The 22,550-nt window shown below is 58.4% G+C and carries 20 protein-coding genes; 7 read left to right on the forward strand and 13 right to left on the reverse strand.

Annotation, left to right across the window (positions count from 1 at the left end; all coding sequences use genetic code 11):
• Window positions 1–42 precede the first annotated feature (42 nt).
• From BLP10_RS00095 to BLP10_RS00110, 4 genes are all read right to left on the reverse strand, one after another.
• Window positions 43–1,533 (reverse strand): tripartite tricarboxylate transporter permease, encoded by a 1,491-nt coding sequence (locus BLP10_RS00095; protein WP_091129911.1) that lies wholly within the window; start codon window positions 1,531–1,533, stop codon window positions 43–45.
• 47 nt (window positions 1,534–1,580) lie between these two features.
• Window positions 1,581–2,063: a tripartite tricarboxylate transporter TctB family protein gene (locus BLP10_RS00100; protein WP_175493705.1), complete on the reverse strand. Its 483-nt coding sequence runs from the start codon at window positions 2,061–2,063 to the stop codon at window positions 1,581–1,583.
• Window positions 2,064–2,231: 168 nt separating this feature from the next.
• The gene (locus BLP10_RS00105) at window positions 2,232–3,188 is read right to left on the reverse strand and encodes a Bug family tripartite tricarboxylate transporter substrate binding protein (protein WP_091127849.1); all 957 of its coding nucleotides are present in this window, start codon (window positions 3,186–3,188) and stop codon (window positions 2,232–2,234) included.
• Between the two features lie 90 nt (window positions 3,189–3,278).
• Window positions 3,279–4,346, reverse strand: a complete 1,068-nt coding sequence (locus BLP10_RS00110; protein ID WP_091127852.1) for a PdxA family dehydrogenase — start codon at window positions 4,344–4,346, stop codon at window positions 3,279–3,281.
• Window positions 4,347–4,492: 146 nt separating this feature from the next.
• Between BLP10_RS00110 and BLP10_RS00115 the strand changes: the two genes are divergently transcribed.
• Complete coding sequence (locus BLP10_RS00115; RefSeq protein ID WP_091127854.1) at window positions 4,493–5,410, forward strand: LysR family transcriptional regulator; 918 nt, start codon at window positions 4,493–4,495, stop codon at window positions 5,408–5,410.
• 341 nt (window positions 5,411–5,751) lie between these two features.
• Entirely contained in the window at window positions 5,752–7,614 is a 1,863-nt protein-coding gene (locus tag BLP10_RS00120) for a C1 family peptidase (protein ID WP_244510330.1), read from the forward strand.
• Window positions 7,615–8,048: 434 nt separating this feature from the next.
• On the opposite strand, the gene BLP10_RS00125 is transcribed toward BLP10_RS00120, so the two are convergent.
• The 4 genes from BLP10_RS00125 to BLP10_RS00140 all read right to left on the reverse strand — a co-directional run bounded on the left by BLP10_RS00125 (window position 8,049) and on the right by BLP10_RS00140 (window position 12,092).
• Entirely contained in the window at window positions 8,049–8,402 is a 354-nt protein-coding gene (locus BLP10_RS00125; RefSeq protein WP_091127856.1) for a cupin domain-containing protein, read from the reverse strand.
• 117 nt (window positions 8,403–8,519) lie between these two features.
• Window positions 8,520–9,416 carry an ABC transporter permease gene (locus tag BLP10_RS00130; RefSeq protein ID WP_091127858.1) on the reverse strand — a complete coding sequence of 299 codons (897 nt, stop codon included), beginning with the start codon at window positions 9,414–9,416 and terminating at the stop codon, window positions 8,520–8,522.
• The gene (locus tag BLP10_RS00135; RefSeq protein WP_091127860.1) at window positions 9,413–10,369 is read right to left on the reverse strand and encodes an ABC transporter permease; all 957 of its coding nucleotides are present in this window, start codon (window positions 10,367–10,369) and stop codon (window positions 9,413–9,415) included. Before BLP10_RS00135 ends, BLP10_RS00130 begins: the two co-directional genes overlap by 4 nt.
• Before the next feature lie 31 nt (window positions 10,370–10,400).
• Entirely contained in the window at window positions 10,401–12,092 is a 1,692-nt protein-coding gene (locus BLP10_RS00140) for a peptide ABC transporter substrate-binding protein (protein ID WP_210183579.1), read from the reverse strand.
• On the opposite strand from BLP10_RS00140, the gene BLP10_RS22715 reads away from it, so the two are divergent.
• The 5 genes from BLP10_RS22715 (at window position 12,091) to BLP10_RS00160 (ending at window position 16,930) form a co-directional block, all read left to right on the forward strand.
• A complete protein-coding gene (locus tag BLP10_RS22715) occupies window positions 12,091–12,393 on the forward strand; it encodes a hypothetical protein (protein WP_139165400.1) in 303 nt (100 codons plus the stop codon). The genes BLP10_RS00140 and BLP10_RS22715 overlap by 2 nt on opposite strands.
• A 74-nt stretch (window positions 12,394–12,467) precedes the next feature.
• Window positions 12,468–13,091 carry a helix-turn-helix domain-containing protein gene (locus BLP10_RS00145; RefSeq protein WP_091127863.1) on the forward strand — a complete coding sequence of 208 codons (624 nt, stop codon included), beginning with the start codon at window positions 12,468–12,470 and terminating at the stop codon, window positions 13,089–13,091.
• Window positions 13,092–13,190: 99 nt separating this feature from the next.
• Window positions 13,191–13,535 carry a RidA family protein gene (locus BLP10_RS00150; protein WP_091127865.1) on the forward strand — a complete coding sequence of 115 codons (345 nt, stop codon included), beginning with the start codon at window positions 13,191–13,193 and terminating at the stop codon, window positions 13,533–13,535.
• A 78-nt stretch (window positions 13,536–13,613) separates the two neighbouring features.
• Window positions 13,614–15,050, forward strand: a complete 1,437-nt coding sequence (locus BLP10_RS00155; protein ID WP_091127867.1) for an NAD(P)/FAD-dependent oxidoreductase — start codon at window positions 13,614–13,616, stop codon at window positions 15,048–15,050.
• Between the two features lie 53 nt (window positions 15,051–15,103).
• Window positions 15,104–16,930 carry an ABC transporter ATP-binding protein gene (locus BLP10_RS00160; RefSeq protein ID WP_091127870.1) on the forward strand — a complete coding sequence of 609 codons (1,827 nt, stop codon included), beginning with the start codon at window positions 15,104–15,106 and terminating at the stop codon, window positions 16,928–16,930.
• Window positions 16,931–17,114: 184 nt separating this feature from the next.
• Here the strand turns inward: BLP10_RS00160 and BLP10_RS00165 are convergent, their stop codons facing one another.
• The 5 genes from BLP10_RS00165 to BLP10_RS00185 all read right to left on the reverse strand — a co-directional run bounded on the left by BLP10_RS00165 (window position 17,115) and on the right by BLP10_RS00185 (window position 22,295).
• Window positions 17,115–18,170 carry an ABC transporter ATP-binding protein gene (locus BLP10_RS00165; RefSeq protein WP_091127873.1) on the reverse strand — a complete coding sequence of 352 codons (1,056 nt, stop codon included), beginning with the start codon at window positions 18,168–18,170 and terminating at the stop codon, window positions 17,115–17,117.
• Between the two features lie 99 nt (window positions 18,171–18,269).
• Window positions 18,270–19,082 (reverse strand): carbohydrate ABC transporter permease, encoded by an 813-nt coding sequence (locus BLP10_RS00170; RefSeq protein WP_091127875.1) that lies wholly within the window; start codon window positions 19,080–19,082, stop codon window positions 18,270–18,272.
• A gap of 33 nt (window positions 19,083–19,115) precedes the next feature.
• Window positions 19,116–19,994, reverse strand: a complete 879-nt coding sequence (locus BLP10_RS00175; RefSeq protein WP_091127878.1) for a carbohydrate ABC transporter permease — start codon at window positions 19,992–19,994, stop codon at window positions 19,116–19,118.
• A 79-nt stretch (window positions 19,995–20,073) separates the two neighbouring features.
• Window positions 20,074–21,330: an ABC transporter substrate-binding protein gene (locus BLP10_RS00180; protein ID WP_091127879.1), complete on the reverse strand. Its 1,257-nt coding sequence runs from the start codon at window positions 21,328–21,330 to the stop codon at window positions 20,074–20,076.
• A gap of 260 nt (window positions 21,331–21,590) precedes the next feature.
• Entirely contained in the window at window positions 21,591–22,295 is a 705-nt protein-coding gene (locus tag BLP10_RS00185) for a L,D-transpeptidase (RefSeq protein WP_425286928.1), read from the reverse strand.
• Between the last annotated feature and the right edge of the window lie 255 nt (window positions 22,296–22,550).

A 22,550-nucleotide genomic window follows, 5' to 3' on the forward strand; every position in this document is an offset into this window, starting at 1 on the left:
TCCAAGAACGTCAATGGTAAAGAATGGCAGGGTGGAGCTGTTTCAGGCCCGGCGCAGCCTCAGAACCAACGGCACAAGAAGAAAGGCAGCAGCGAGCGCCAGAAGACTCACGGCCAGTGGATGGGTCATCGGATTGTAGAACACTGACAGGTCGCCCTGACTGATGGCGAGCGCACGGCGGAAATGCTGCTCGGCCATAGGCCCCAGAATGAGGCCGACAATACAAGGTGCGACGGGTACATTGAGCAAACGCATACCGAACCCGCCGATACCAATGATCCAGAGAAGCACGAGATCGACGATGTTGTTGTTCAGCGAGTAAGCGCCGAGCGTCGCAAAGGCCAAGATGCCGCCATAAAGCCACGGTTTGGGTACGAGCAGCAGTTTCACCCACACGCCTGCCATGGGCAGGTTGAGCAGAAGCAGAAACACGTTTCCGATATAGAGGCTTGCGATCATGCCCCACACGAGCTGAGGATCGTTCTCGAACAGCAGTGGCCCCGGCTGCAATCCATATTGTTGGAACGCAGCAAGCATAATGGCGGCTGTGGCAGAGGTCGGCAGACCGAGAGCAAGAAGAGGTGTGAGCACGCCTGCAGCCGAGGCATTGTTGGCCGCCTCGGGTCCCGCTACGGCTTCGATTGCCCCATGGCCGAACTCCTCGGGATTCTTTGCAAGACGCTTTTCGACTACATACGACAGGAAGGTGGGGATCTCGCTGCCGCCGGCGGGCAACGAGCCAATCGGATAACCAATGATAGTTCCCCGAAGCCACGGCTTCCACGAGCGTCGCCAATCCTCTCTGCTCATCCAAAGAGAACCTTTGAGCGCGTAGATTTCTTCCTTCTCATACCGGTAGCGTGAGGCCTGATATAATGCCTCGCCGATAGCGAACAGTCCTACGGCGACGATGACGACATCGATGCCATCGAGCAATTCCGGAATACCGAAGGTCAGGCGCGCAGCACCTGTCTGATTATCGATACCAACGAGTCCCAGGGTCAGCCCCAGCATGAGGCTAGCCATGCCGAGTGCCAAATTTGTGCCGAGGACGGCCGTGACCGTTACGAAGGCCAGCACCATGAGACCGAAATATTCTGCGGGGCCGAACAGAAGTGCGAACGACACCATGGCAGGAGCCACGAATGTCATGGCCAAAGTGGCGATAGTCCCCGCAACGAAGGAGCCAATGGCCGCGGTCGCGAGCGCCTGCGCTCCCCGCCCTTTGCGGGCCATGGCATGGCCATCGATGGCAGTCACGATGGCACCCGACTCGCCAGGTGTGTTGAGGAGGATAGATGTCGTCGAGCCGCCATACATGGCACCGTAGAAGATGCCACCGAACATGATGAAAGCAGCGGTCGGCTCAAGTGCGCTCGTGACGGGTAGAAGGAGCGCCACCGTGAGCGAGGGACCAATGCCCGGAAGCACGCCGATAGCAGTGCCGATAGTGACGCCCACAGCCGCCCAAAGGAGATTCATGGGATCCAAAGAGACGGCAAATCCCTGGAAGAGTAGTTGCAGCGTTTCCATCATATCACGAGATGCCCGCTATAGTTCGAAGGAAGTAGGACAGAGGATCAACCGTTCATGAACGTGTCGACGATCCATCCCTGCGGCAGAGAAAGACCAAGCATCTCGTTGAACAGGTAGAAGGACGCAGCGCTCAACACGAACCCGATGGTGAGATCAAGCATGGTGCGGCGACTGCCGAAGGCCCATGCGACGGTTGCAAAAAGCAGCGTAGTGCCCACAATCCATCCTGCCATGGACAGAAGAGCCATTTGGATGACGAGCCCTGCCAGAACGATCAGGACTGGCGCCATGTCGTGACGGATCCACTGATCTTCACTCGCTTTGCCGCGTAGCGCCTGCCAGAACAGAGCTGCGCCGTTCATCACGAGCCCAAACGCAACCAGCAGCGGGAAGAAGGCGGGCCCGACCGTTGCCTGTTGTGTCGGAGGCGTGAGCGAGAACGTCTCCTTTGCCACGAGGATGGCGAGAAGAAACAGGATTGTTCCGAGAACGAGTTTCCCAGTTTGGATTTTGGCAGCTGAGTTCATCGGTCGACCTCCGTTGATTATCATCGTGCATCGATGATCTTCCCAGCATTTATACCGCTGACAGGTCTCCTTTTCCGGCAATGCAGAATGACGAAAGGCATCAGCCGACGATCAAACCGGTATAGGAGAAGAACCGGGCCCACTTCGGGTGAGCCCGGTAGCCTAGAGCTACTTCAGGAGACCGAGTTCCTTGAACAGGCTCTCGGCTCGAGCATGCTCTTTCTTGACGAAAGGTCCGAACTCGGCGGCGGGCATGTAAACGTCGCTCCATCCCCGTTGCTTGACTGCCGCCTTCCAATCCTCGGTCTTGACCATTTTATCGATGGCCTGCTCGAGCTCTTGCTTTTCCTCTGCCTTGAGATCCTTGGGCGCAAAGACCGCGCGCCAATTCACCAAGTCCACGTCGTAGCCCTTCTCCCTAAAGGTCGGAATGTCGATGCCTGGGATCCGCTCCGGCGAGGAGATGGCGAGCGCACGTACCTTTCCAGTATTGATCTGAGCAGAAAGCTCGCTGTACCCACCCGTGCCGACGGTCACATGGCCGCCCATGACGCCCGACAGCATTTCGCCGCCTGAGGTGAGAACCACGTAGTTGATCTTCGACGGTTCAACGCCCGCAGCCTTCGCAAGAAGGCCATAGAGCATATGGTCCGTGCTACCAGGACCGGAACCGCCCCAGGAGATCGAGCCCGGATCGGCTTTGAACTTGGCTATGAGATCCTCAAGCGTCTTGTACGGAGAATCCGCTGCAACGACGATTGGCTGATAGTCAGCACTCAACCGAGCCAACGGATAGGTATCGTCCAATGTTACGGTGGATTTATTGGTAATGATGGCACCCACGAGCGCAAGACCGCCCGTCATGAGAGTGGGTGTGCGCTTCTTATTATTAACGTAGTTGGCAAGGCCGATGGTACCGCCAGCACCTGGCTGGTTGGTAACCTGGACACCCGACGCGAGGCCCTCCTTCTGAAGAATCTGCTGCATGATGCGTGCATTCTGATCGTATCCGCCGCCAGCAGCTGCGGGAGCAGTGATCTCCAGGCGCTTAAGTTCAGCAAGAGCCGGACCGGCGCCTGCAAGTGCGAATGCTGCCGCAGCGACGATTGTCATAGCTTTCTTCATGTCTTCCTCCGTGGTTGTTTCAATGCCGTCATGCGGCAACCCAGTTAAAATGCGCCACCTTACTCGGTGATCTTCTGTGTTCGTATATTGTCAGCGCCCTGCTTGTGCCCGGCGCGCCCGGTTGGTCGCGAGCGTCGCTGCGAGTGTGATCGCGGATTCCAATGCGCCGGTGGTCGCGATGCCCTTTCCAACGATATCGAAAGCCGTGCCGTGCGACGGAGTGGTGAAGATTGTCTTCAGACCGGCAGTAACGGTGACGCCACGGTTGAAGCCTTTGAGCTTCGTAGCGATCTGACCCTGATCGTGATACATGGCGACCACGCTGTCGAACTCGCCTTTGAACGCTCTGATATAGACTGTGTCCGCAGGATAAGGTCCGGAGCAGTTGATCCCCTTCTCGATCAACGCCTTCACGGTAGGGCCGATCATCTCGATCTCGTCGCGCCCAAAAAGACCGCCTTCGCCAGCATGGGGATTGAGCGCAGCTACCGCGATTCGCGGGTTCTCCATGCCTGCATTGCGCAGCATCTCATCCACTAGCATGACAGCATCGGAGATAGATTGCGGAGTGATCTCTTCGATGGCCTGGCGAAGCGATACGTGCCCGGTAACCCGCGACATCCACTGACCGTCGAGTACGTTCATTTCAGAGAAATAGGTTTTATGTCCTAAAAGATGGGCGAACATCTTGTGTTCGTCGGGAAATTTCCACCCGCCTGCAAACATCGCTGCCTTATTTAGAGGCGCGAATGTAATTGCGTCCACATGCCCTTCGCTGGCAATCTCGACGGCATGGGCCAGAGTATCACCTGTCAGCTTGCCGGATTCTGGTGAGACGGAGCCGCGTGGAAGTGTGCTCGGATCGGTGTTGCCCATATCGATCAAAGGAACCGTATCGTCGTTCCAATCTATCTCTTCGACAGAGGAAACTCGGCGCACCTCGAAGCTCGCCCCCGTATCCTGCATTCCACGCTCCAGAACGCGCGCGTCGCCAACCAGAACGATTCTTGCAACATTGTTCATGCGACCATCGGAAAGAATGCGGGCGCATTGCTCGGGACCAATCCCCGTACAGTCGCCCATGGTCAATGCGATGCGCGGCTTAGCGCTGCTGTCGTTCTGAAGCCGAGTGCTGGCGAAGTCGTGAGCAGAGGTCATGTTGAAATCCCAGATCGATAAAGATCTGTTGTTGTTGAGAAATCAGGTTGATCGGAACATGGCTCCGACCCGTAGCTCACACTTTGATAGACGCAATGGTTTCGACGGGGTAATGCATAACCGGCATGAAATGATACGTTAGCGACATGGAAGTTGAACTTGGCTGGCTGAAGGATTTTCTTGCAGTGATCGACGCAGGCGGCTTCTCCCGTGCCGCGGAGAAGCGCAATGTCACCCAACCTGCCTTGAGCCGACACATACGCGCACTAGAGCATTGGCTCGGGACTTCCCTCTTCGAGCGCAACACTCATACCGTGGTGCTGACACGCGCAGGCGCAGCTTTTCGTCCTATTGCCGAGGATATTCTGCATCGTGTTGCGGCGGGCCGGGAGCGCGTGTTGGAGGAGGCCCACGCAGCGATCGAGTCTCTGCGCTTTGCCGTCACAAACGCGCTATCCATCACTTTCTTCCCGCACTGGTTCCGCCAGGTGCAGGCCGAAGCTGCCACCAGCATGAACCTGCAGCTGATCTCGGCGAATATGGCGTCTTGCGAGCGTATGTTGATCGACGGTGAGGCACAGTTTCTGATTGCGCACCACCATGTGCTCGCACCGACTAGGCTCCAAGCCTCGCGCTTTCAATCCATTTCCATCGGCGAGGATATAATCGTGCCGGTGAGCGCGCCAGATGAGGCTGACGCCCTGAAGCCGCGCTTCGCATTGCCGGGCACGACTGAAACACCCCTCCCCCACCTCACGTATCACCCTGGGTCGGGAATTGGCCGGATCGTCACGGGTTCGCTCGCCACCAAGGAGCAGCCCGCGTTTCTTCAGCCGGGTTTTATCGGACCTGCAGTCCTATTGGCCGAGATGGCGCAGAGCAGCGCTGGCATCGCCTGGGTCATCCGCAGCCTCGTGGAACCCGACCTTGAGGCCGGGCGTCTCGTCCGCGCAGGCGGACCCGAATGGGACATCTCCGTCGAAGTGCGTCTATTTCGGCCACGCGCACGGCTCACGAGTTCGGCTGAGACCTTCTGGAAATATGCCTCTCGATTGTCACGGTAGAAGGCAAGAAGGAAAGTCCCATCTGGGTCGGAACAATCGATCATGGAAAAACCATTCGCTGGGGCAATCAAGTTTCTCAGGTCGACGGTTATGCTTGAGCGTGAGATGATGGTGTTGGGGGCGACTTCCGCGGTGATGCCATGACACGAGCAAAAACCCGATCAAACTCCGGTAAAGGATCGCTTGAAACAAACCGGACGGATGTTTCATCCCGACCCGCCCGGATCCGCAATGCGCCCCAGTCCGCTCTCACAGCGATAGCTGACAACGTCCCCACCGACGCAGGCACATCGACATCGGTCCCCACTGGGATCCGTGTTGGCAATCGCGAATTCGCCGGCGTGCGCAAGAAACTCGGACCTCATGTGCTCGATATCCTCCCCGATATGCCCGACATTCGGGACCGTATTTACCTTCCCCACTTGAGAGCTCTTCACTCCGGCATCTATCCGAGGATAGCTTTTCCCGTGCGGGATCAAGGCCAGGACTCAAGCTGCACGGGTTTTGCCCTGGCGCATGTGATCGATTTCCTGCGGTGCCGCGAAATCGGTCCCGCACGGCCAGAACCGGTGAGTTCGCGCATGCTCTATGAGATGGCGAAGCGCAACGACGAATGGGACGGCACGGCCTATGAAGGGTCTAGCCTGCGAGGAGCGATCAAAGGTTTTTACCAGAACGGTGTCTGCTCTGATGCCATCGCGCCGGATGAGCCCGGGATCCAGGATTGGGCGCTTACCTATGCTATGGCGAAGGAAGCGCGGGAAACACGGCTTGGCGCCTATTTCCGTCTCCAGCCCGATATCAGCGACTACCATGCGGCGCTCAATGAAATTGGAGTGATCTACGCATCGGCGCAGATTCATTCGCGCTGGGAGAGCCCGAAAGACGATCTCATCCAGCCCGGTGGCGATCCCGTTGGAGGCCATGCCTTCGCCATCGTGGGATACGACGACACAGGTTTCTGGGTCTTGAATTCCTGGGGGCCGGATTGGGGAGTGAACGGTATTGCCAAGTGGACCTATGCGGATTGGGCGAACACGATCATGGATGCGTGGGTTCTGCAGCTTGGTGTCCGCGCGCCCGCTGCCTTCGGGGCTGCTCCAAGCGCAACGCCCACGAGTACAACGGGTCTGTTCAGTTACAATGATCCGACACGAGGCGATATCGTCGGACATTTCATTAACATTGATGATGGACTTCTCGTCACGTCTGGAAAGTATGGCTCGCCGACAGAGACTGAGATGCAGGAGACTGTCGAGCGCCTGACCAAAGCCGACGCGAACGACAATCTCGGCTACGAGCACCTCATCATTTATGCGCATGGCGGCCTGAACTCGCTTGGGGCCGAAGCTCAGCGTATTGCGACCTGGAAGCGGAACAACATATTTGGCCGGAATCGCCTCTACAATTTCCATCTCATGTGGGACTCGGGGTTCATCGACGAAGTGTTCGGCCAACTATCACGGTCGCCAGCCGTCGGCCGTATTGGAGGTGCGTTGTCCGACTGGTTCTTCGAGGCCGGCATCGGAAAGCAGACTGGTTCCTACGCGTGGCGAAACATGAAACAGGATGCGCTGATGTCCTTCAGCCCAGGATCCGAGTATGATGGTGGGTTCAAGGGATTGTCACCCTTGATGTCCGGCCTCGATAAAGCTCGCCGACGCCCCAAGCTCCACCTCGTCGGGCATAGCGCCGGCGCAAACATGCTTGGCTACCTGCTCTCCTCCTTGGAACGGTTCAACCTGAACAAGATTGAACTAGGAACGATCCACCTGATGGCTCCGGCTTGCACAATCGCATTCTTCAAGGATCACTATGAGCCGTATCTGACCGGCAAAGCCGGGATGAAACTGCAGGATAAGATTTACCTCTACAATCTGACCGATCAACTGGAGCAGAACGACACCGTGTCCGCCAATGTTCCTCTGTTGCCGTCCTACAGCCGCTCTCTGCTCTATCTCGTTTCTCGGGCCTATGAGCAAATGCCGAACACGCCAATTGCCGGAATGCAGGCCTATGCGCCAGAGATGCCCTCCCACTCGAAGCTCGAGATCGCTTACTCGACTGGCGGCAGGGCGAAAACGGCGTCTCTCTCACATGGTGGCTTCGACAACGATCCCGCAACTCTCGAGACAATCATGTCGAGGATTCTTGGAAAGCCTATACCGTATCCCCCAAAGGCCGATGAACTGACTGGTTATTAGTCGCCTGAGATCGTGTTTGTGAGTGAGTTCTTATGATATCGTAGTATCAGGGCGCACATCATGAAAGATGCCCCCGATATAGCGCACTGACCACATCACTTAAAGCGACCTACAAGTGTTGGCTCGGGGACACTTCTGCCGACTCCGTGCCCTTAGCGAACGCCCGCTATTCACTGCAGGAGCCAATATTCAAGCCAGTTCCGACGTGTCCCAGAAACAGTCCTTGCTGACACAGCGCTGATGCACAGCCTTTTCTAGATGTGCGCAAAGCCGTACGAAATTCGCACCCGCTACATTGCTGTCGCAAGAAGCGGGCGCGCCTGCGCCACGGTGCTGGGCCGAGGTAAGAATTGAGCGTCGGCATGTCTCTTGCCAACGGGCTCGCCGAGCCTTCCCATACACCGGAGCGTCTTTGTGGCACCAGCTTATGACATTCAGTCTTGGGTGACCCAGAGCTTGCGTGTGGTCTCGATCACGCGCCATGTGCCTTCGAAGCCAGGTTTCATCACAAATGTATCGCCTGCCTGAAGGCGCACGGTCGGCTTGCCGTCTTCGGTCAGTTCGGAAACACCCGATAGAATGGAGCAGAACTCCCACGTGTTTCCCTTGATTGATCGGTAAGCGCCAGGTGACGCTTCCCACACTCCTGCACTGACGCGACCATCTGGAGAGGTTTCAATGTCCCAGGTCTTGAACCTTGGATTACCATCAATCAGCCGCCCAGAAAGGGGCTCGCCATCACGGGCTTCACCAAGGTCATCGAGCTTGAAGAATGTGAGATTTGACACGTCGTCTCCGTTCTGTTGATGAGAGTGAATACCGATGGGATCAGCACTGCTTCAGACGCTTTGCCGAAAGCTCTCCTGCTCGTCTCCGGGACGAGGGAAGTCTTGCATTCAGACAAGTCATCGCTGGTCCAGTCTTGGGTCAAGCGCATCGCGCAATCCGTCCCCGATGAAATTGAAGCTGGTTACTGCAAGCGTGATGGCTGCTCCGGGCAGGATAGCGAGCCAGGGGGCGCTGGTAAGGTAGCTCTGCGCACCTTCCAGCATATTGCCCCAGCTTGGTGTCGGCGGCTGGATGCCATAGCCCAGGAAGCTGATATAGCTCTCGGCCAGAATGGCATGGGCCACGTTCAGTGTCGCGGCAACGACGATAGGTGCGATGGCGTTCGGCAATAGCTCACGGAACATGATGCGCGTATTGCTGGCCCCCATCGACACTGCGGCCACGGCGAAATCGCGCGTGCGGAGCGAGCGGATCTGGGCCTCGACGACACGGGCTACCTCCATCCAAGACGTCATCGCGATCAGGAGAACGATGGAAGGAACAGAAGGCTCTATCAGGGCCGAGATGGCTAATAGGAGGAAGATCGAAGGGAAGCATAGCATTGCATCGACGAAGCGCATCAGCGCCGCGCCTACGACACCTTGATAGAAGCCGGCAATAACGCCGACGCAGATGCCGATCGCTATGCTGACGGCCATAGCCGAAAACCCGACTGACAGAGAGATCCGGCCCGCCATGAGAAGACGTGCGAGAATATCCCGACCTAGTGGGTCCGTGCCGAGGATGTGCGATCCAGAGAAGGGAGGCGCGAACCGCTGGCGGATATCAATATAGGTATCGTTGTAGGGCAGCAGCATGGGTCCGAAGACGCATGCGACGACCATGAGGGTGATCGTAGCTGCCCCAAACACAGCGAGCTTGTGACGCCGGAAACGGCGGATGGCAGGAGAGTTCCAGCGCGAGCGCGGAGACGATGCAACCGCTTGAGGCGATGTTGGGGTCACGACGCTCATTGCCCGTTCCTTTCGATGCGAGGATCGGCGACGCCATAGAGAACGTCGGCGATCAGGCTTCCGAGAAGGACCATGATTGCCGTCAGCATGAGGATGCCCATAATCGTTGGATAATCGCGATAACTGATGGAATCGAGGAAGAGCCGCCCCATCCCTGGCCAGGTGAAGACAGTCTCCGTGACGAGTGCTCCGCTGAGGAGCGTCGGCACCTGAAGGCCCGTGATCGTGATCATCGGCAGGAGAGCATTGCGCAGGGCATGTCTCACGAGGATGTAGCGTTCGGACAGGCCTTTAGCTCTCGCCGTGCGGATATAATCCTGGTTGATGACCTCCAGCATGGAAGAGCGCATATAACGGCTCCACACGGCCGTGCTGACGAGCGCGAGCACGATGCAGGGACCGATCAGGTGATGGAGACGGTTCAAGAACGATCCGTCTCCCACCGTGTACCGGTTGCCGGCAGGCAGCCAGCCAAGCCCGACGGAGAAGACATAGATGATCACGAGCCCGAACCAGAAGGTCGGTATCGAGAGTGCGATCATGGCACCGATCGTCGCAAGGCTGTCGAACAGCGAATAGCGCTTGATCGCTCCAAGGATGCCGATCCATGCGCCGAGCAGCATGGCCAAGAGCGTAGAGCTCAGCATCAGTTCCATTGTGGGGCCGATATGCGCCGCAATGATCCTCAGAACAGGCTGTTGGTCGCGATAGGAGACACCCCAATCCCCGCCGAGAAGCCGCCAGAGCCACTCGACATACTGCACCGGCAGTGGCCGATCAAGGCCAAGCTGGGCCGACAAGCGGTCCAAATCAGCCTGAGTCATATCTCCGCTTGCCGCAAATTGCGAAAGCGGGCCGCCGGGCGCCAAATGCAGAATTGCGAAGCCGATCATCGAGACGATGAACAGCAGCACGACCGCCTGCAGCAGGCGACGGATGAGAAATCCGCTCACGGGGTATTGCTCCTAACGCGACCGATTTTAATCAGCGGGCCCAGTACCAGCTGCCCAGGTTCCAGGCATTCTGACGCTGGTTGATGTTGGGCTGATAGCCGATCAGGCCGTCCTTGATGCCTTCGAGGGGCGCGTACTGGAAGATCGGCAGGATGGGCAGTTCCTCCCGGACGATCTCTTGGACCTTGAAGTAGATTTCCTTACGCCTCTCCTGATTGAAGGTCGCTTGTCCTTCCTTCATCAGCTTGTCGGCTTCGGCGTTCACCCATTGCATATAATTTCCACCGCTGCCGCCCTTGACCGGAATCGCGTCGCTGGCAAAACGCGGTGCAGGGTCAGGATCGACGCCGGTGCGGAAGGCTGTACCCACCAGCAGGCATTCGAACTGCGAGCGTACGTAGAAGTCGCCCCAGATCACGGCGCCTGGCATATTGTTGATCTTGATCGACACGCCGATCTGTTGCCAATCCTGCATCATCAATTGCTGGCATTGCTCGCGCAGAGCATTGCCCGTCGTGGTGGAAAGGGCGAATTCGAGTCGCTTGCCGTTCTTCTCTCGGATACCGCGCCCGGCGCGCTTCCAACCCGCTTCATCCAGGATCTTGTTTGCTTTGTCGATGCTGTATTCATGCTTCGGCAGATTGGGATTGAAGGCCCAGGACTCGCGCGGCGAGTAAGATTCCGTCGGCTTTGGCACTCCGTAATAGAGCGCATCGACGATCGCCTCCTTATTCATGCTCGCATAGAGAGCTTGGCGCACTGCCTTCTCGGTGAAAGCCGGATGCTCTAGGTTGGGCATGATGACTTCGATGTTGCCGCTCGGAGCGACCGCGACCTTGCGTCCGGAGAGCTTGGTGGCTTCCTCATAATAATTTGCGGGAATGCCCGAGATCGGAACGAAGTCCACCTGTCCGGTCCTGAACTGCGCATAAAGCGCGGTCATGTCGGGGATGTACTTGAGGACAACGCCTTCGAGATAAGGCCCATCGCCATGGTAACGTTCGTTGGCGACGAAGGTGATGCTGTCGCCAGGACGACGCTCGCTCCACCGGAATGGGCCGGTTCCGATTGGGCTGCCGTTGAAGGCGGCGGTGTTGGGATCCTCGGCCTTCGACAGAATGTGCTTGGGGACGATCTGCGTGTTGGCGAGCTGGGCGAGATACGGCGCGAAGGCGCGTTCCATACGCCAGGAGATCTCATGCGGGCCCTTCACGACGATGTCGCGAACGAGTTCGTGGCCGACGCGTGTGCGGCTCTTGAAACCGGGCGCCATGATCAGCTCGAGAGAATACTTGACGTCTTCAGCCGTGAAAGGCGCGCCGTCATGCCAGACGACGCCTTCGCGCAGCTTCACCGTCCAGGCGAGCCCGCCTTCACTGATGCCGCCATTTTCCTCGCTCGGCACCGCCACTGCAAGATCAGGCACCAGCGTACCGTCGGGAGCCGCCATCCAGAGCGAGCTGAACACGCTGGTCCAAACGACTTCGTCAACCTCTACGCCCGGCATCAGCGGGTTGAATGATTTCGGCTCCTGTGAAAGGCCAATGACCACCTGACCTTTTGGGGCTTTGGGTGGCGGAGGAACGGCAGTACCCGATTGCGCGCGAGCGCCGAACCCAACGGATGCGGCAATGCCTGCAGCGCTCAGGCTGAGAAAGTCGCGCCGACGCAGTGCCGGCATTGCTAGCTCAAACCCGCTCTTGCCCTTGAAACGATCTGACATGCTGTTTCTCCGTTCCCTTTTATTCTGTTGCGAAGCAATTGCTTCATCGGACCCATGCGACGGATTGAAAGCGGGCTATGGCATTCGCTATTGCCTCACTCGCTCAAGAATGGGCGCCGAGCGTTTGTATGACGCGACCTTCCATGGAAACGCCGCACGGCCCGACCTGCCCTTGCGTCAAACAATTCATTATAATGCACAGGACGTCAAGATATTGATCGTCGCCCCTCCAGTCGATTATTCATCCGGAGGAATGGTCAAATCCAAGGCATTGAAAGCACTGACACAAAAAATGGACTAGGCGCCACTAAAGTTTGTTGCGGGATGCACCGCTAGCGAGTATGGGTCATATTCAATATTTTGGATTTATGAGCCATGTCGCCATCCTCCGATCCGAAGACCAGTTTTGATCTGGAAGCCGATCTCACTGACGAACAATCGCAGGGTATCGGGCAGAGACTTCGCAAGCTGCGCACAGAGCGGAAGCTGACGATCGCTGAGCTTGCCGCCAAGGCCGGCGTCTCTTCGGGCATCATCAGTCAGATTGAGCGCGAAGCATCGAGCCCCTCAATCAGCACCTTGGTGAAGATCCGTACGGCCCTTGGTGTGAACCTCTGGCAATTCTTCGAGGATGTTCAGAGCCCTTCGCCCAACAGCCTGAGTTTCGTGCGGCGCAAGGACAACCGTCCGCGCATCGTTGCCGGAAAGATGCTTCTCACCAAGGAACTCCTTTCGCCCAACAGCAGTGAGAACCTACGCTTCATGATATTGACGCTGCCTCCTGGGGCGGAAAGCGAAGAGATGTTGAGCGGCCCCGGCGATAAAGGCGGCTACGTTCTGTCAGGCCGCATCGAGCTGACGGTCGGAGACGAGGTCGCCGAGCTTTCGGACGGTGACAGCTTCCAATTCAAGAGCACGCTCCCGCATAAGCTGGAGAACCGCCATGACATCGAGGCGAAGGTGATCTGGATCATCAATATTCAGGACAAGCACCTTTAAGGCCGGCGACTGCCATTGCCTGAAGTCTTTCCGCCCTCCCCCAAGAATGTCGCCGTGCATACGGCTGCATAAGCCAATCCCAACTGGAGCAATTTTGACATGATCGAACGTCACGAGAATACCGGCCGTCTCAGCAAGGCCCTTGTCGCCAACGGTTTCGTTTTTCTGTCGGGCCTGACTGCGAAGGACCGCAGTGGCGGCGTCCGGGAACAGACCGCCGACATTCTTGCACAGATTGATCACTACTTGGCGCTCGCCGGCACGGACAAGACGCGCCTCGTGACGGGCAATGTATGGCTGAAGGACATCAGCTCATTCAATGAAATGAACGAAGCCTGGGAAGCCTGGGTGGATCCGAAATGCACGCCGGCCCGCGCCACGGTAGAGGCCCGCCTCGCGCATGATGCCATCCTGGTCGAAATCCAGGTTCAAGGCCTCGTCTGATCGAATGATGAGCGCCCGCGGTCGAGGCTGCGGGCGCATCCAATCCTGATTCTTACTTTCATTTCAGCAAGGTGCAGTATGTCCTTCGATAGCCGCGTTCCGAGCGTCACCCCAGGCGACCCCTCTTGGTGGTTCGCGGATGCTATGAAAGCAGAAGGAGGCGCTGCGCCATCCCCTTCCCTCTCCGGTGAAGTCCATGCGGATGTGGCGATTGTCGGTGGCGGCTTCACTGGCTTATGGACCGCTCTCGCCCTGAAGGAGCGCGCACCTGAACTATCCATCGCCCTGATCGAGGCTTCCATGTGTGGCTCAGGCGCCAGCGGCAAGAATGGTGGCAAGGTTCACGGATATTGGTCCGCCCTTGCAGGCATGGAAGCGAATATCGGCGCGGATGGCGCTCTCGCCGTCGCGCGCGCCGGTACCAAGGCCCAGGATGCGATCCGCCGCTTCGCGACCGCTCCGGGCCGCGATGTCTGGTGGCGGGAAGCCGGCAACATGCGCGTATCCGCATCAGCCGGTCAGGATGCGAAGATTGCTAATTACATCTCTACCGCGAAGCGCCTCGGCGTTCCGGACACCGTCTATGCGCTAACGCCTGCCGAGGTCGCCCAGCGCTGCAAATCGCCGGTATTCCGTGGCGGCCTGTTCCTGCCGGAAGGCGCGAATGTCCACCCCGCGCGGCTGGCGCGTGCACTGCGTAAGGCTGCGATTGAAGCTGGCGTAGCCATCTACGAGAACACGCCAATGACAGGCCTCGATACTGGGGCTCCGAACCGCGTGAGGACGCCGAACGGCCAGATCCTAGCGCGGGATGTTGTGCTGGCGACCAATATCGAACTCGCGCGCCGTTCTGACGTGAAGCCGCATGTCACCGTGTTCTCAAGCTTCGCTCTGATGACGGAACCGGCTCCCAAGGCGATCGAGGAAGCGGGTTGGCATGGAGACGAGGGCCTCGCTGACATGAGGATGTTCGTCCATTACTTCCGCAAGACGGTCGATGGGCGCGTTCTGATGGGCTCAGGGTCCGGCCCGATCAGCTATAATGGCAGCACGTCCGATCCCGGCTTGACTCATGACAAGGCTTCAGGCGCACGTGCCGAACGGGCATTGCGTCGCCTGCTGCCGACATTCGCCAACGTTCCCGTCGCGAAGATTTGGGGTGGTGGCATCGACATCTCAGCCGACCGCTTGCCCTTCTTCCGCACGGTGCCGGGAACTCGCGTCCATTATGGCTGCGGATATTCCGGTCACGGTGTGAACCCGACCTATATGGGCGGACAGTGCCTGGCGTCCCTCGTCCTCGGCGTCAAAGACGAATGGTCGACGCTTCCGCTCTGCACGCGTGAAGTCCCTTCATTGCCGCCGGAACCATTCCGTACGGCAGGCGGACGTTTTGTTCGCTGGGGCATCATCGGTTCCGAAGAAGCCGACGAGCGGGGTGCGAAGGCCAACTTGCTGATGCAGGCCGCTGCCGCCATCCCCCGTGTGTTCGGGCTGCGCATTGGCACCCGCTGAGTTCCTGAGTCGACGCCCTTGCCGCGTCGATGAAACAAGACCGTGAGGGTATCATGAACCAACCGATCCTTTCCGTCAGCAACTTGACCACGGCTTTCCGCGTCGATGGAGTGTGGAGGCCGGTCGTACGCAATGTTTCGTTCGACGTGGCGGAAAGGGAAACTCTCGCGGTCGTCGGCGAGTCGGGCTCCGGCAAGAGCGTCACTGCGCTGTCCATTATGCAACTGACACCGCCGAACAACAGCCGGATCGAAGGCAGCATCAAGCTAGGCGGCAAGGAACTGCTGACGCTGTCGAACGAGGAGATGCGAGACATCAGAGGCAACGAGATCGCCATGATCTTCCAGGAGCCGATGACCTCGCTCAACCCGGTCCTAACGGTGGGTTTCCAAATCGCTGAAGCGCTGATCCTGCATCGCGGCCTGTCGCGGGCCCAGGCTGAGGCCGAGACGATCAGACTGCTGGAGAAAGTTCGCATTCCTTCCGCAAAGTCCCGCTTCCATGATTATCCGCACCGCTTCTCCGGCGGCATGCGCCAGCGTGTCATGATCGCGCTGGCTTTAGCCTGCAAGCCTAAACTCCTGATCGCCGATGAGCCGACGACCGCTCTCGATGTGACGATCCAGGCGCAGATCCTGCAACTGATCAAGGAGCTTCAGAAGGAAGAGGGCATGTCCGTCCTCTTCATCACGCACGACATGGGCGTCGTGGCGGAAATCGCAGACCGCACCGTTGTGATGTACAATGGGGAATCGGTTGAGGCCGGAAGCACCGATGATATCTTCGCGCGGGCGAAACACCCTTATACCCGTTCGCTTCTATCGGCCGTGCCGAAGCTCGGCTCGATGGAAGGCCGGGCGCGGCCGATGCGCTTTCCCGTAGTCGACAAGACCACTGGCGAGTCGGATGTACCTGTCGAAACACCGGACACGGTTGCCTCCTCCGAACGGCCTGTGCTCGAGGTATCCAATCTGACAACCCGTTTTGAAATCCGGTCAGGCCTTTTCGGCAAGGTAAAGGGCAGAGTTCACGCAGTTGAGAATGTCTCCTTCAGCCTGCAGCGCGGAGAAACGCTCGCGCTCGTCGGTGAATCCGGTTGCGGCAAATCGACGACCGGCCGATCTGTCATGCGCCTGCAGCAACCAATGGGCGGATCGGTGCTTCTCGACGGCGAAGACCTTCTCCAGCTTGATGCCAAGGCTCTGCGTGAGCGGCGCAAGCGGATTCAGATGATTTTTCAGGACCCTTTTGCCAGTCTCAATCCTCGCATGAATGTCGGAGACGCAATTGCCACTCCGCTACTCATAAACAACCTCGCCAGTCGCTCGCAGGCCCGTGAGAAGGTGGCGGAACTCTTGCATTACGTTGGGCTGTCGCCGGACATGGCTCAACGCTTTCCTCATGAGTTTTCCGGCGGCCAGCGGCAGCGGGTCTGCATCGCGCGCGCACTCGCCCTTGAGCCGAGCGTAATCGTTGCGGATGAGTCTGTGTCGGCTCTTGATGTTTCCGTGAAAGCGCAGGTGGTCAATCTTATGCTTGACCTCCAGGCACGCATGAAGCTCGCCTACCTCTTCATATCGCACGATATGGCAGTGGTCGAACGTGTCAGCCACCGTGTGGCCGTGATGTACCTCGGAGAGATCGTCGAGATCGGACCGCGCGAGGCGATTTTCGGTAATCCACAACACCCTTATACCAAGCGGCTGCTTGAGGCTGTGCCGGTTGCCGATCCCGAGCAGAGACATACAAAAAAGTCCGTCTCTAATTCCGAGATCCGTAGCCCGGTCCGGGCAGCCGATTATGTCCCCTCTCCCCGGCAATACCGAGAAGTATCGCCTGGGCACAGCGTGATGATGTGGGGTCAGGAATGGGCTTCTTAAACTGCCTTATTATGCACAAGTCCTAGCGCCGAATGCGAGCTACTCGTGTCGGATGACAATCGACTTGCAGTCTTTCAGTCATCCGACACAGTGATCGGTCGCGTTGCGTCTACCGTCGAGCCTGGATCGCGCGAGCGCGCGAGCCTCAGCCCTGTGGAGGCACATGACAGCTATGTTTCTGCGGTCAGATGCGCTTGCCGGTCTGTTCGTCGAAAAGATGCCCAAGATTGGGATCGGGAATCACACGAATCTGCTGACCGGGCTTGGCATTGACGCGCTCGCGGAAAACCCCGACGACATCGGAGCCTGCGAATTTCGCAAAGACCTGTGTTTCCGATCCTGTCGGCTCTACGACCGACACCTCAGCGGACAACCCGTTCGTGTCGTCCAGGATGAAGTGCTCCGGCCGGATACCATAGATAATCGGCTTACCATCCGAGGCAGCCGGCGCATTCGCTACCGGCAGCGCGATGCCGCTGTCCGAAACAAAACGTCCTCCCTGCAGGTGGCCTTTCAAAAAGTTCATGGAAGGTGAACCGATGAAGCCGGCAACGAACAGGTTCGCCGGGCGGTCGTAGAGTTCAAGCGGTGCGCCGATCTGCTCGACAACGCCGTCATGCATCACCACGATCTTGTCGGCCATGGTCATGGCCTCGATCTGGTCATGGGTGACATAGACGGTGGTTGTCTTCAGGCGCTGGTGCAATTGCTTGATTTCGGTGCGCATCTGCACACGCAGCTTGGCGTCTAGATTGGAGAGCGGCTCGTCGAAGAGGAACACCTGCGGATCGCGCACGATGGCGCGGCCCATGGCCACGCGCTGGCGCTGGCCGCCGGAGAGCTGGCGCGGATAGCGGTCGAGCAGCTTGGTTAGGCCCAGAATCTCGGCAGCCTCACTGACGCGCTTCTCGATTTCCGGCTTCGGTGCCTTCCTCAACTTCATCGAGAAGGCCATGTTCTCCGCCACCGTCATATGCGGATAGAGCGCATAGTTCTGGAACACCATGGCGATGTCGCGATCCTTCGGCGGCACATCGTTGACGACCCGAGGACCGATGCGGATCTCGCCGCCGGTGATGCTCTCCAGCCCTGCGATCATGCGCAGGAGCGTCGACTTTCCGCAGCCCGAGGGCCCGACCAGGATAACGAACTCCCCATCATCAATCGCAATATCCACGCCGTGAATGACCCGCGTCGGGCCGTAGGCCTTTCGAACGTCGACGATCTGGAGTGAAGCCATTTTATTTATCCTTAGCTGTCGCATCAGCGCATGTAGTCATGTTTGCAACCGCCGCTGGTCGGAGTGGAAGACGAGCCATCGGGAGAAGTCTGCGTCGGACTATCCCTTGACGGCTCCCATGGTCAGCCCGCTCACGACATAACGCTGGAAGATCATAGTCAGGACCAAGGCAGGCGCCATGATCGCAACAGAGGCTGCCATGACCCCGCCCCAGTCGATGTCGGCATAGGAGAGGAAGTTGAACACGGCGATCGGCAGGGTCCTGGTCTTTTCCATGCTGAGCACTTGGGAAAAGAGAAAGTTGTTCCACGAGAAGATGAAGGACAGAGTCGTGGCCGTTATGATGCCGGGTCCTGACAAGGGAAGAATGATCTTGAGGAAGATGTAGTGGCGCGACGCGCCGTCGACCATCGCCGATTCCTCGAGCTCAAGGGGAATGGTCTCGAAATAGCTCGACATGATCCAGACGACGATGGGCAGTGTGATGAGAACGTGGCTCAGCACCAAAGCCACGTAGCTGTCCATCAGGCCAAGGCGGGAGAAAATGATGTACCAAGGCATCAGGAACGAGATGCCCGGCATCAACCGCGCCAGAAGGATAACCATCGCGAGCCGACGCTGAGAAAAACGGGCGATGGAATAAGCGGCCGGAAGTCCAAGCAAGAGCGATACGCCCACTGCGAAGACCGCGACGATGGTCGAGTTGATGAAATATCGGATGAAATCCTGCTCGCCGAACACCTTGTAGTAGTTCTGAAGGGTCGGGCTGAAGATGAATTTCGGCGGCCAGGCGACGATGTCGATCTGGGTCTTGAGCGAGGAGATCAGCATCCACAGGAAGGGAAGCAGCACGATCAGGGCCAGCAAGACCACTGCGAGGTAGAACAGGATTCTGAGTCCAACTGCCTTCATGATATATTCTTATCCTGCGCTGAGTGCCGTTGCTTAACGCTCGATGCGCTTGCCGAGGCGTGTGATCGCTACGCTGCACGCGAGCACGATGAGAAAGAGCACCATCAGGATGACGGCGGCCTGACCCATGCGGAAATACTCGAAGCTGTATTTGTAGCCGATGAGGTTGAGCGTCTCCGAGGCGTAGCCCGGACCTCCGCCTGTCATCGCGAAAATGATGTCGAAGGTCTTGAGAGCGTCGATCAGGCGCAGGATTACAGCCGTGACGATGACCGGCATGACCATCGGAAGCGTGATGAGCCTGATGATCTGCCACTCGTTCGCGCCGTCGATCCGTGCAGCCTCAGCCGGTTCGTCGGAGAGAGAAGCGAGGCCGGCGAGCACGATCAGCGTGATCATGGGCGTCCATTGCCACACATCGACCAGCACCAGGGAGAACAGGACCGTGTCGGCATGGGAAATCCAGGAGCTGCCCGGCAGCCCAAGAGATTCCAGAACGTAATTGGCCAGACCGATCGTCGGATCATAGAAAAGGTTGAATACGATGCCCACGGCGACTGGCGTCGCAACGAGAGGCAGCAAGAGCAGGAGCTTCACCACGCTCCGCCCAACAAAGACACGGTTCAGCAGCAGGGCAGCTGCGACTCCGAGAACTGCCTCGACGGCCACGGCGGAGAACGTGAAGACGAAGGTGCGCCACAGGGCCTGCAGAAAGCGCGGCTCGAGCAGCACCTGACCATAATTGGAGAGGCCGATGAAGGACGGTGCCGTACCCGAGGTCAGAGTCCAGTTCGTCAGGCTGATATAGGTGGTGTAGAGGACAGGAAAGACCATCAGCAGCGCAACGAAGAGGATCGCCGGCAGAGGATAGATCCAGCGGATATTGCTGTCCGTATAGCTGTTCTGAGTCATGACTTTCCGAGAGTTGCAGTAGCCGGATGATTCAGGTTGTGCCGTGCCGCTTTCCAAGCGGCACGGCACTTTTAGAGCATTACTGCCCGTATTCGCCCGTGTCACGCAGCAGCGTGTTCACCTTGACCGCACGATCTTTCGCCATCTGGTCGATCTGCGGAGACTCGCCCTTCGTGTTGATCGACTCGATGATGATCTCGCCGATCAGGTCGCGGGCTTCGCCCACGGCGCTCATGAAGGGCCGGTCCGACGGATTACCGTTCTTTGCCACGAAGGCACGCGTCTCGACGAGGCCGGGATCGACCTTGGCGGTAACGGCCTTGTCTTCCCAGACCGAAGTCCGCGCCATCGTGATGTTCGCCTCCATCGCCTTGGCGGCAAGTTCCTTACTGGTCGCCCATTCAAGGAAGGTCTTGGCCAGATCCTTCTTCTTCGACTGGCTTGCCATGGCAATGCCCCAGGACGTCACGTAGAATGGGGAGTTCGCCTTGGGCCCTGCTGGAACGTTGGCGATGCCGATCTTGTCTGCGCCGAGCGACGACTTCGCCGGATCAGTGAGCTGGCCGTAGAACACGGACGCGTCTGTCCACATGGCGATGCGACCTGCCTGGAACAGCGGCAGGATATTCTCCCACGACATGGAGGTCACGCCGCGAGGGCCGTAGCTGCCGACGAGCTTGCCGTAATAGCGAATCCCGTCAACCGCCTCCTTGGAGTCGAAGACCGCCACACCCTTGTCGAGATAGTTGCCGCCGAAATTGTAGACGAAGGTGGAGAGTTGGGTAACGGCCGCAGCACCCTTCCCGCGGGATGCGAAGCCCGCTAGGCCTCCGGTGTTGAGCTTCTCCGCAGCGGCGGTCAGCTCGTCGAAATTCGTCGGCACTTTCAGGCCGGCGGCCTCGAGGAGGTCCTTGCGGTAGAACAACACCTGCCATTCCGTGACCAGCGGCACGATGTTCGGCTGCCCGTCATAGGTCACGATGCTCACTGTGTTCGCCGGATAATCCGAGAAGTCGTAACCGCCCAGAGGCTCGTACCACTTGTTCTTGGCGAAGAGCTTTCCGTCCTGCAGCGGACGCGTCATAAATACGTCTACCGACGACGAGTTGGTGGCGAATTCGGTGGTCAGCTTGGTCGTGAGCTGACTTTCCTGCAGACTCTCGACATTGACCTTGATGCCGCTCTGCTGCTCGAATTGCGGGATCGCGGCCTTGAGAACCTCACCATACGGATGGTTAGCCAGAAGGACGCGGATCTCCTTCGTCTGGGCCAGCGCTGCGCCGCTCAGACCCATCGTGACGGCCATGGCCAAGCCGAGCTTCAACGTCGTTTTCATTGTTCCTCCCATCGGACCGATACATCCGTCAGATTGCGTAACGTCAGTGTCTATATCAGGTGACGACAGGATCTGACAGCGCCTTTGCTCTGCGACTGCAGCATGCGGGAGTGCCGTCGCTACCGACGGGCAGGCCACGGCCGACGAAATGAAACAATGTTATGAATATGCGCCGGGGCCTCCCTTGCATCGCCGAGGCCCACCCTCGGCGTTCCCGCAATCCCGCTCCATGCGCAACTGGAGAAGGCGAGCGCCGTGGCTCAAGCCGGCAGGACGATCACCTTCGTCTTGACCGGCGTTTGGTCGTACAGGTGCATCATGTCCTGCGTGAGCAGGCCCACGCAGCCGCTTGTGATGCCGTTGCCAATCGATTCAGCATCGAGGCTGGCATAGATCGTGTAGAGCGTGTAGGCGCCGTTCTGATAGAGATAAAGCGTGCGCGCGCCGAGCGGATTGTCGAGTCCGCCGGGCATGCCGCGGGCCCATTTGGCCGCCTCCGGCTGGCGCTTGATCATCTCCCTGGGCGGAGTCCATGTTGCCCACTCGCCCTTGCGCCCAACATAAGCCTCCCCGCTCCACCGGAATCCGTCGCGCCCGACATTGGCGCCATAGCGAGTGGCGTTCCCGTCGCCCTCAATGCGATAGACATAGTAATTGCTGGGATCGACGATGATTGTACCGGGTGCCTCTTTGGTTTCATAGCGAACGGTCCGGCGATAATATTTCGGATCGACCTTGCTGACATCGATTGCCGGGATCGGGAATTTCTCGTTAGGCACCGGCCCGTAGACCTTTGCAGCCTCGGCGACGCTCATGCCATCGGATGTCACGCAACCGGCCAGTGCCAATGCGCCGATACCAGCGGCCGAGCCAGTAAGAAACGACCGGCGGCTGAGAAGCCCTACCCGGCACTCGAGCAAAGTCGCATCGTCTCTATTGCTGGAGACAGTCTTCGCGCTGTTCATGGTCATGATGTGGCCGTTTCCCTTGTTCTGTTGCCCGACGAGACAATGCTCCGGCAACCACCCGCTGAACTTCTTGTTGAGCTGAGATTGCCGTTACACGGCTCGATTGGCAAGACCGAGCCTCCGCTGTGCGGAGCCTGTCATGGACAATATTCGGAAAGCTACACCTGGCCTCACTATCTCACTTCACGTGGCGCTCAACGGGTCTACCTCCGTGGTTTGACTCGGCATCGCGGCAATAGATCAACAAAGCCG

Source organism: Microvirga guangxiensis, assembly GCF_900102135.1.
GTDB lineage: Bacteria > Pseudomonadota > Alphaproteobacteria > Rhizobiales > Beijerinckiaceae > Microvirga > Microvirga guangxiensis.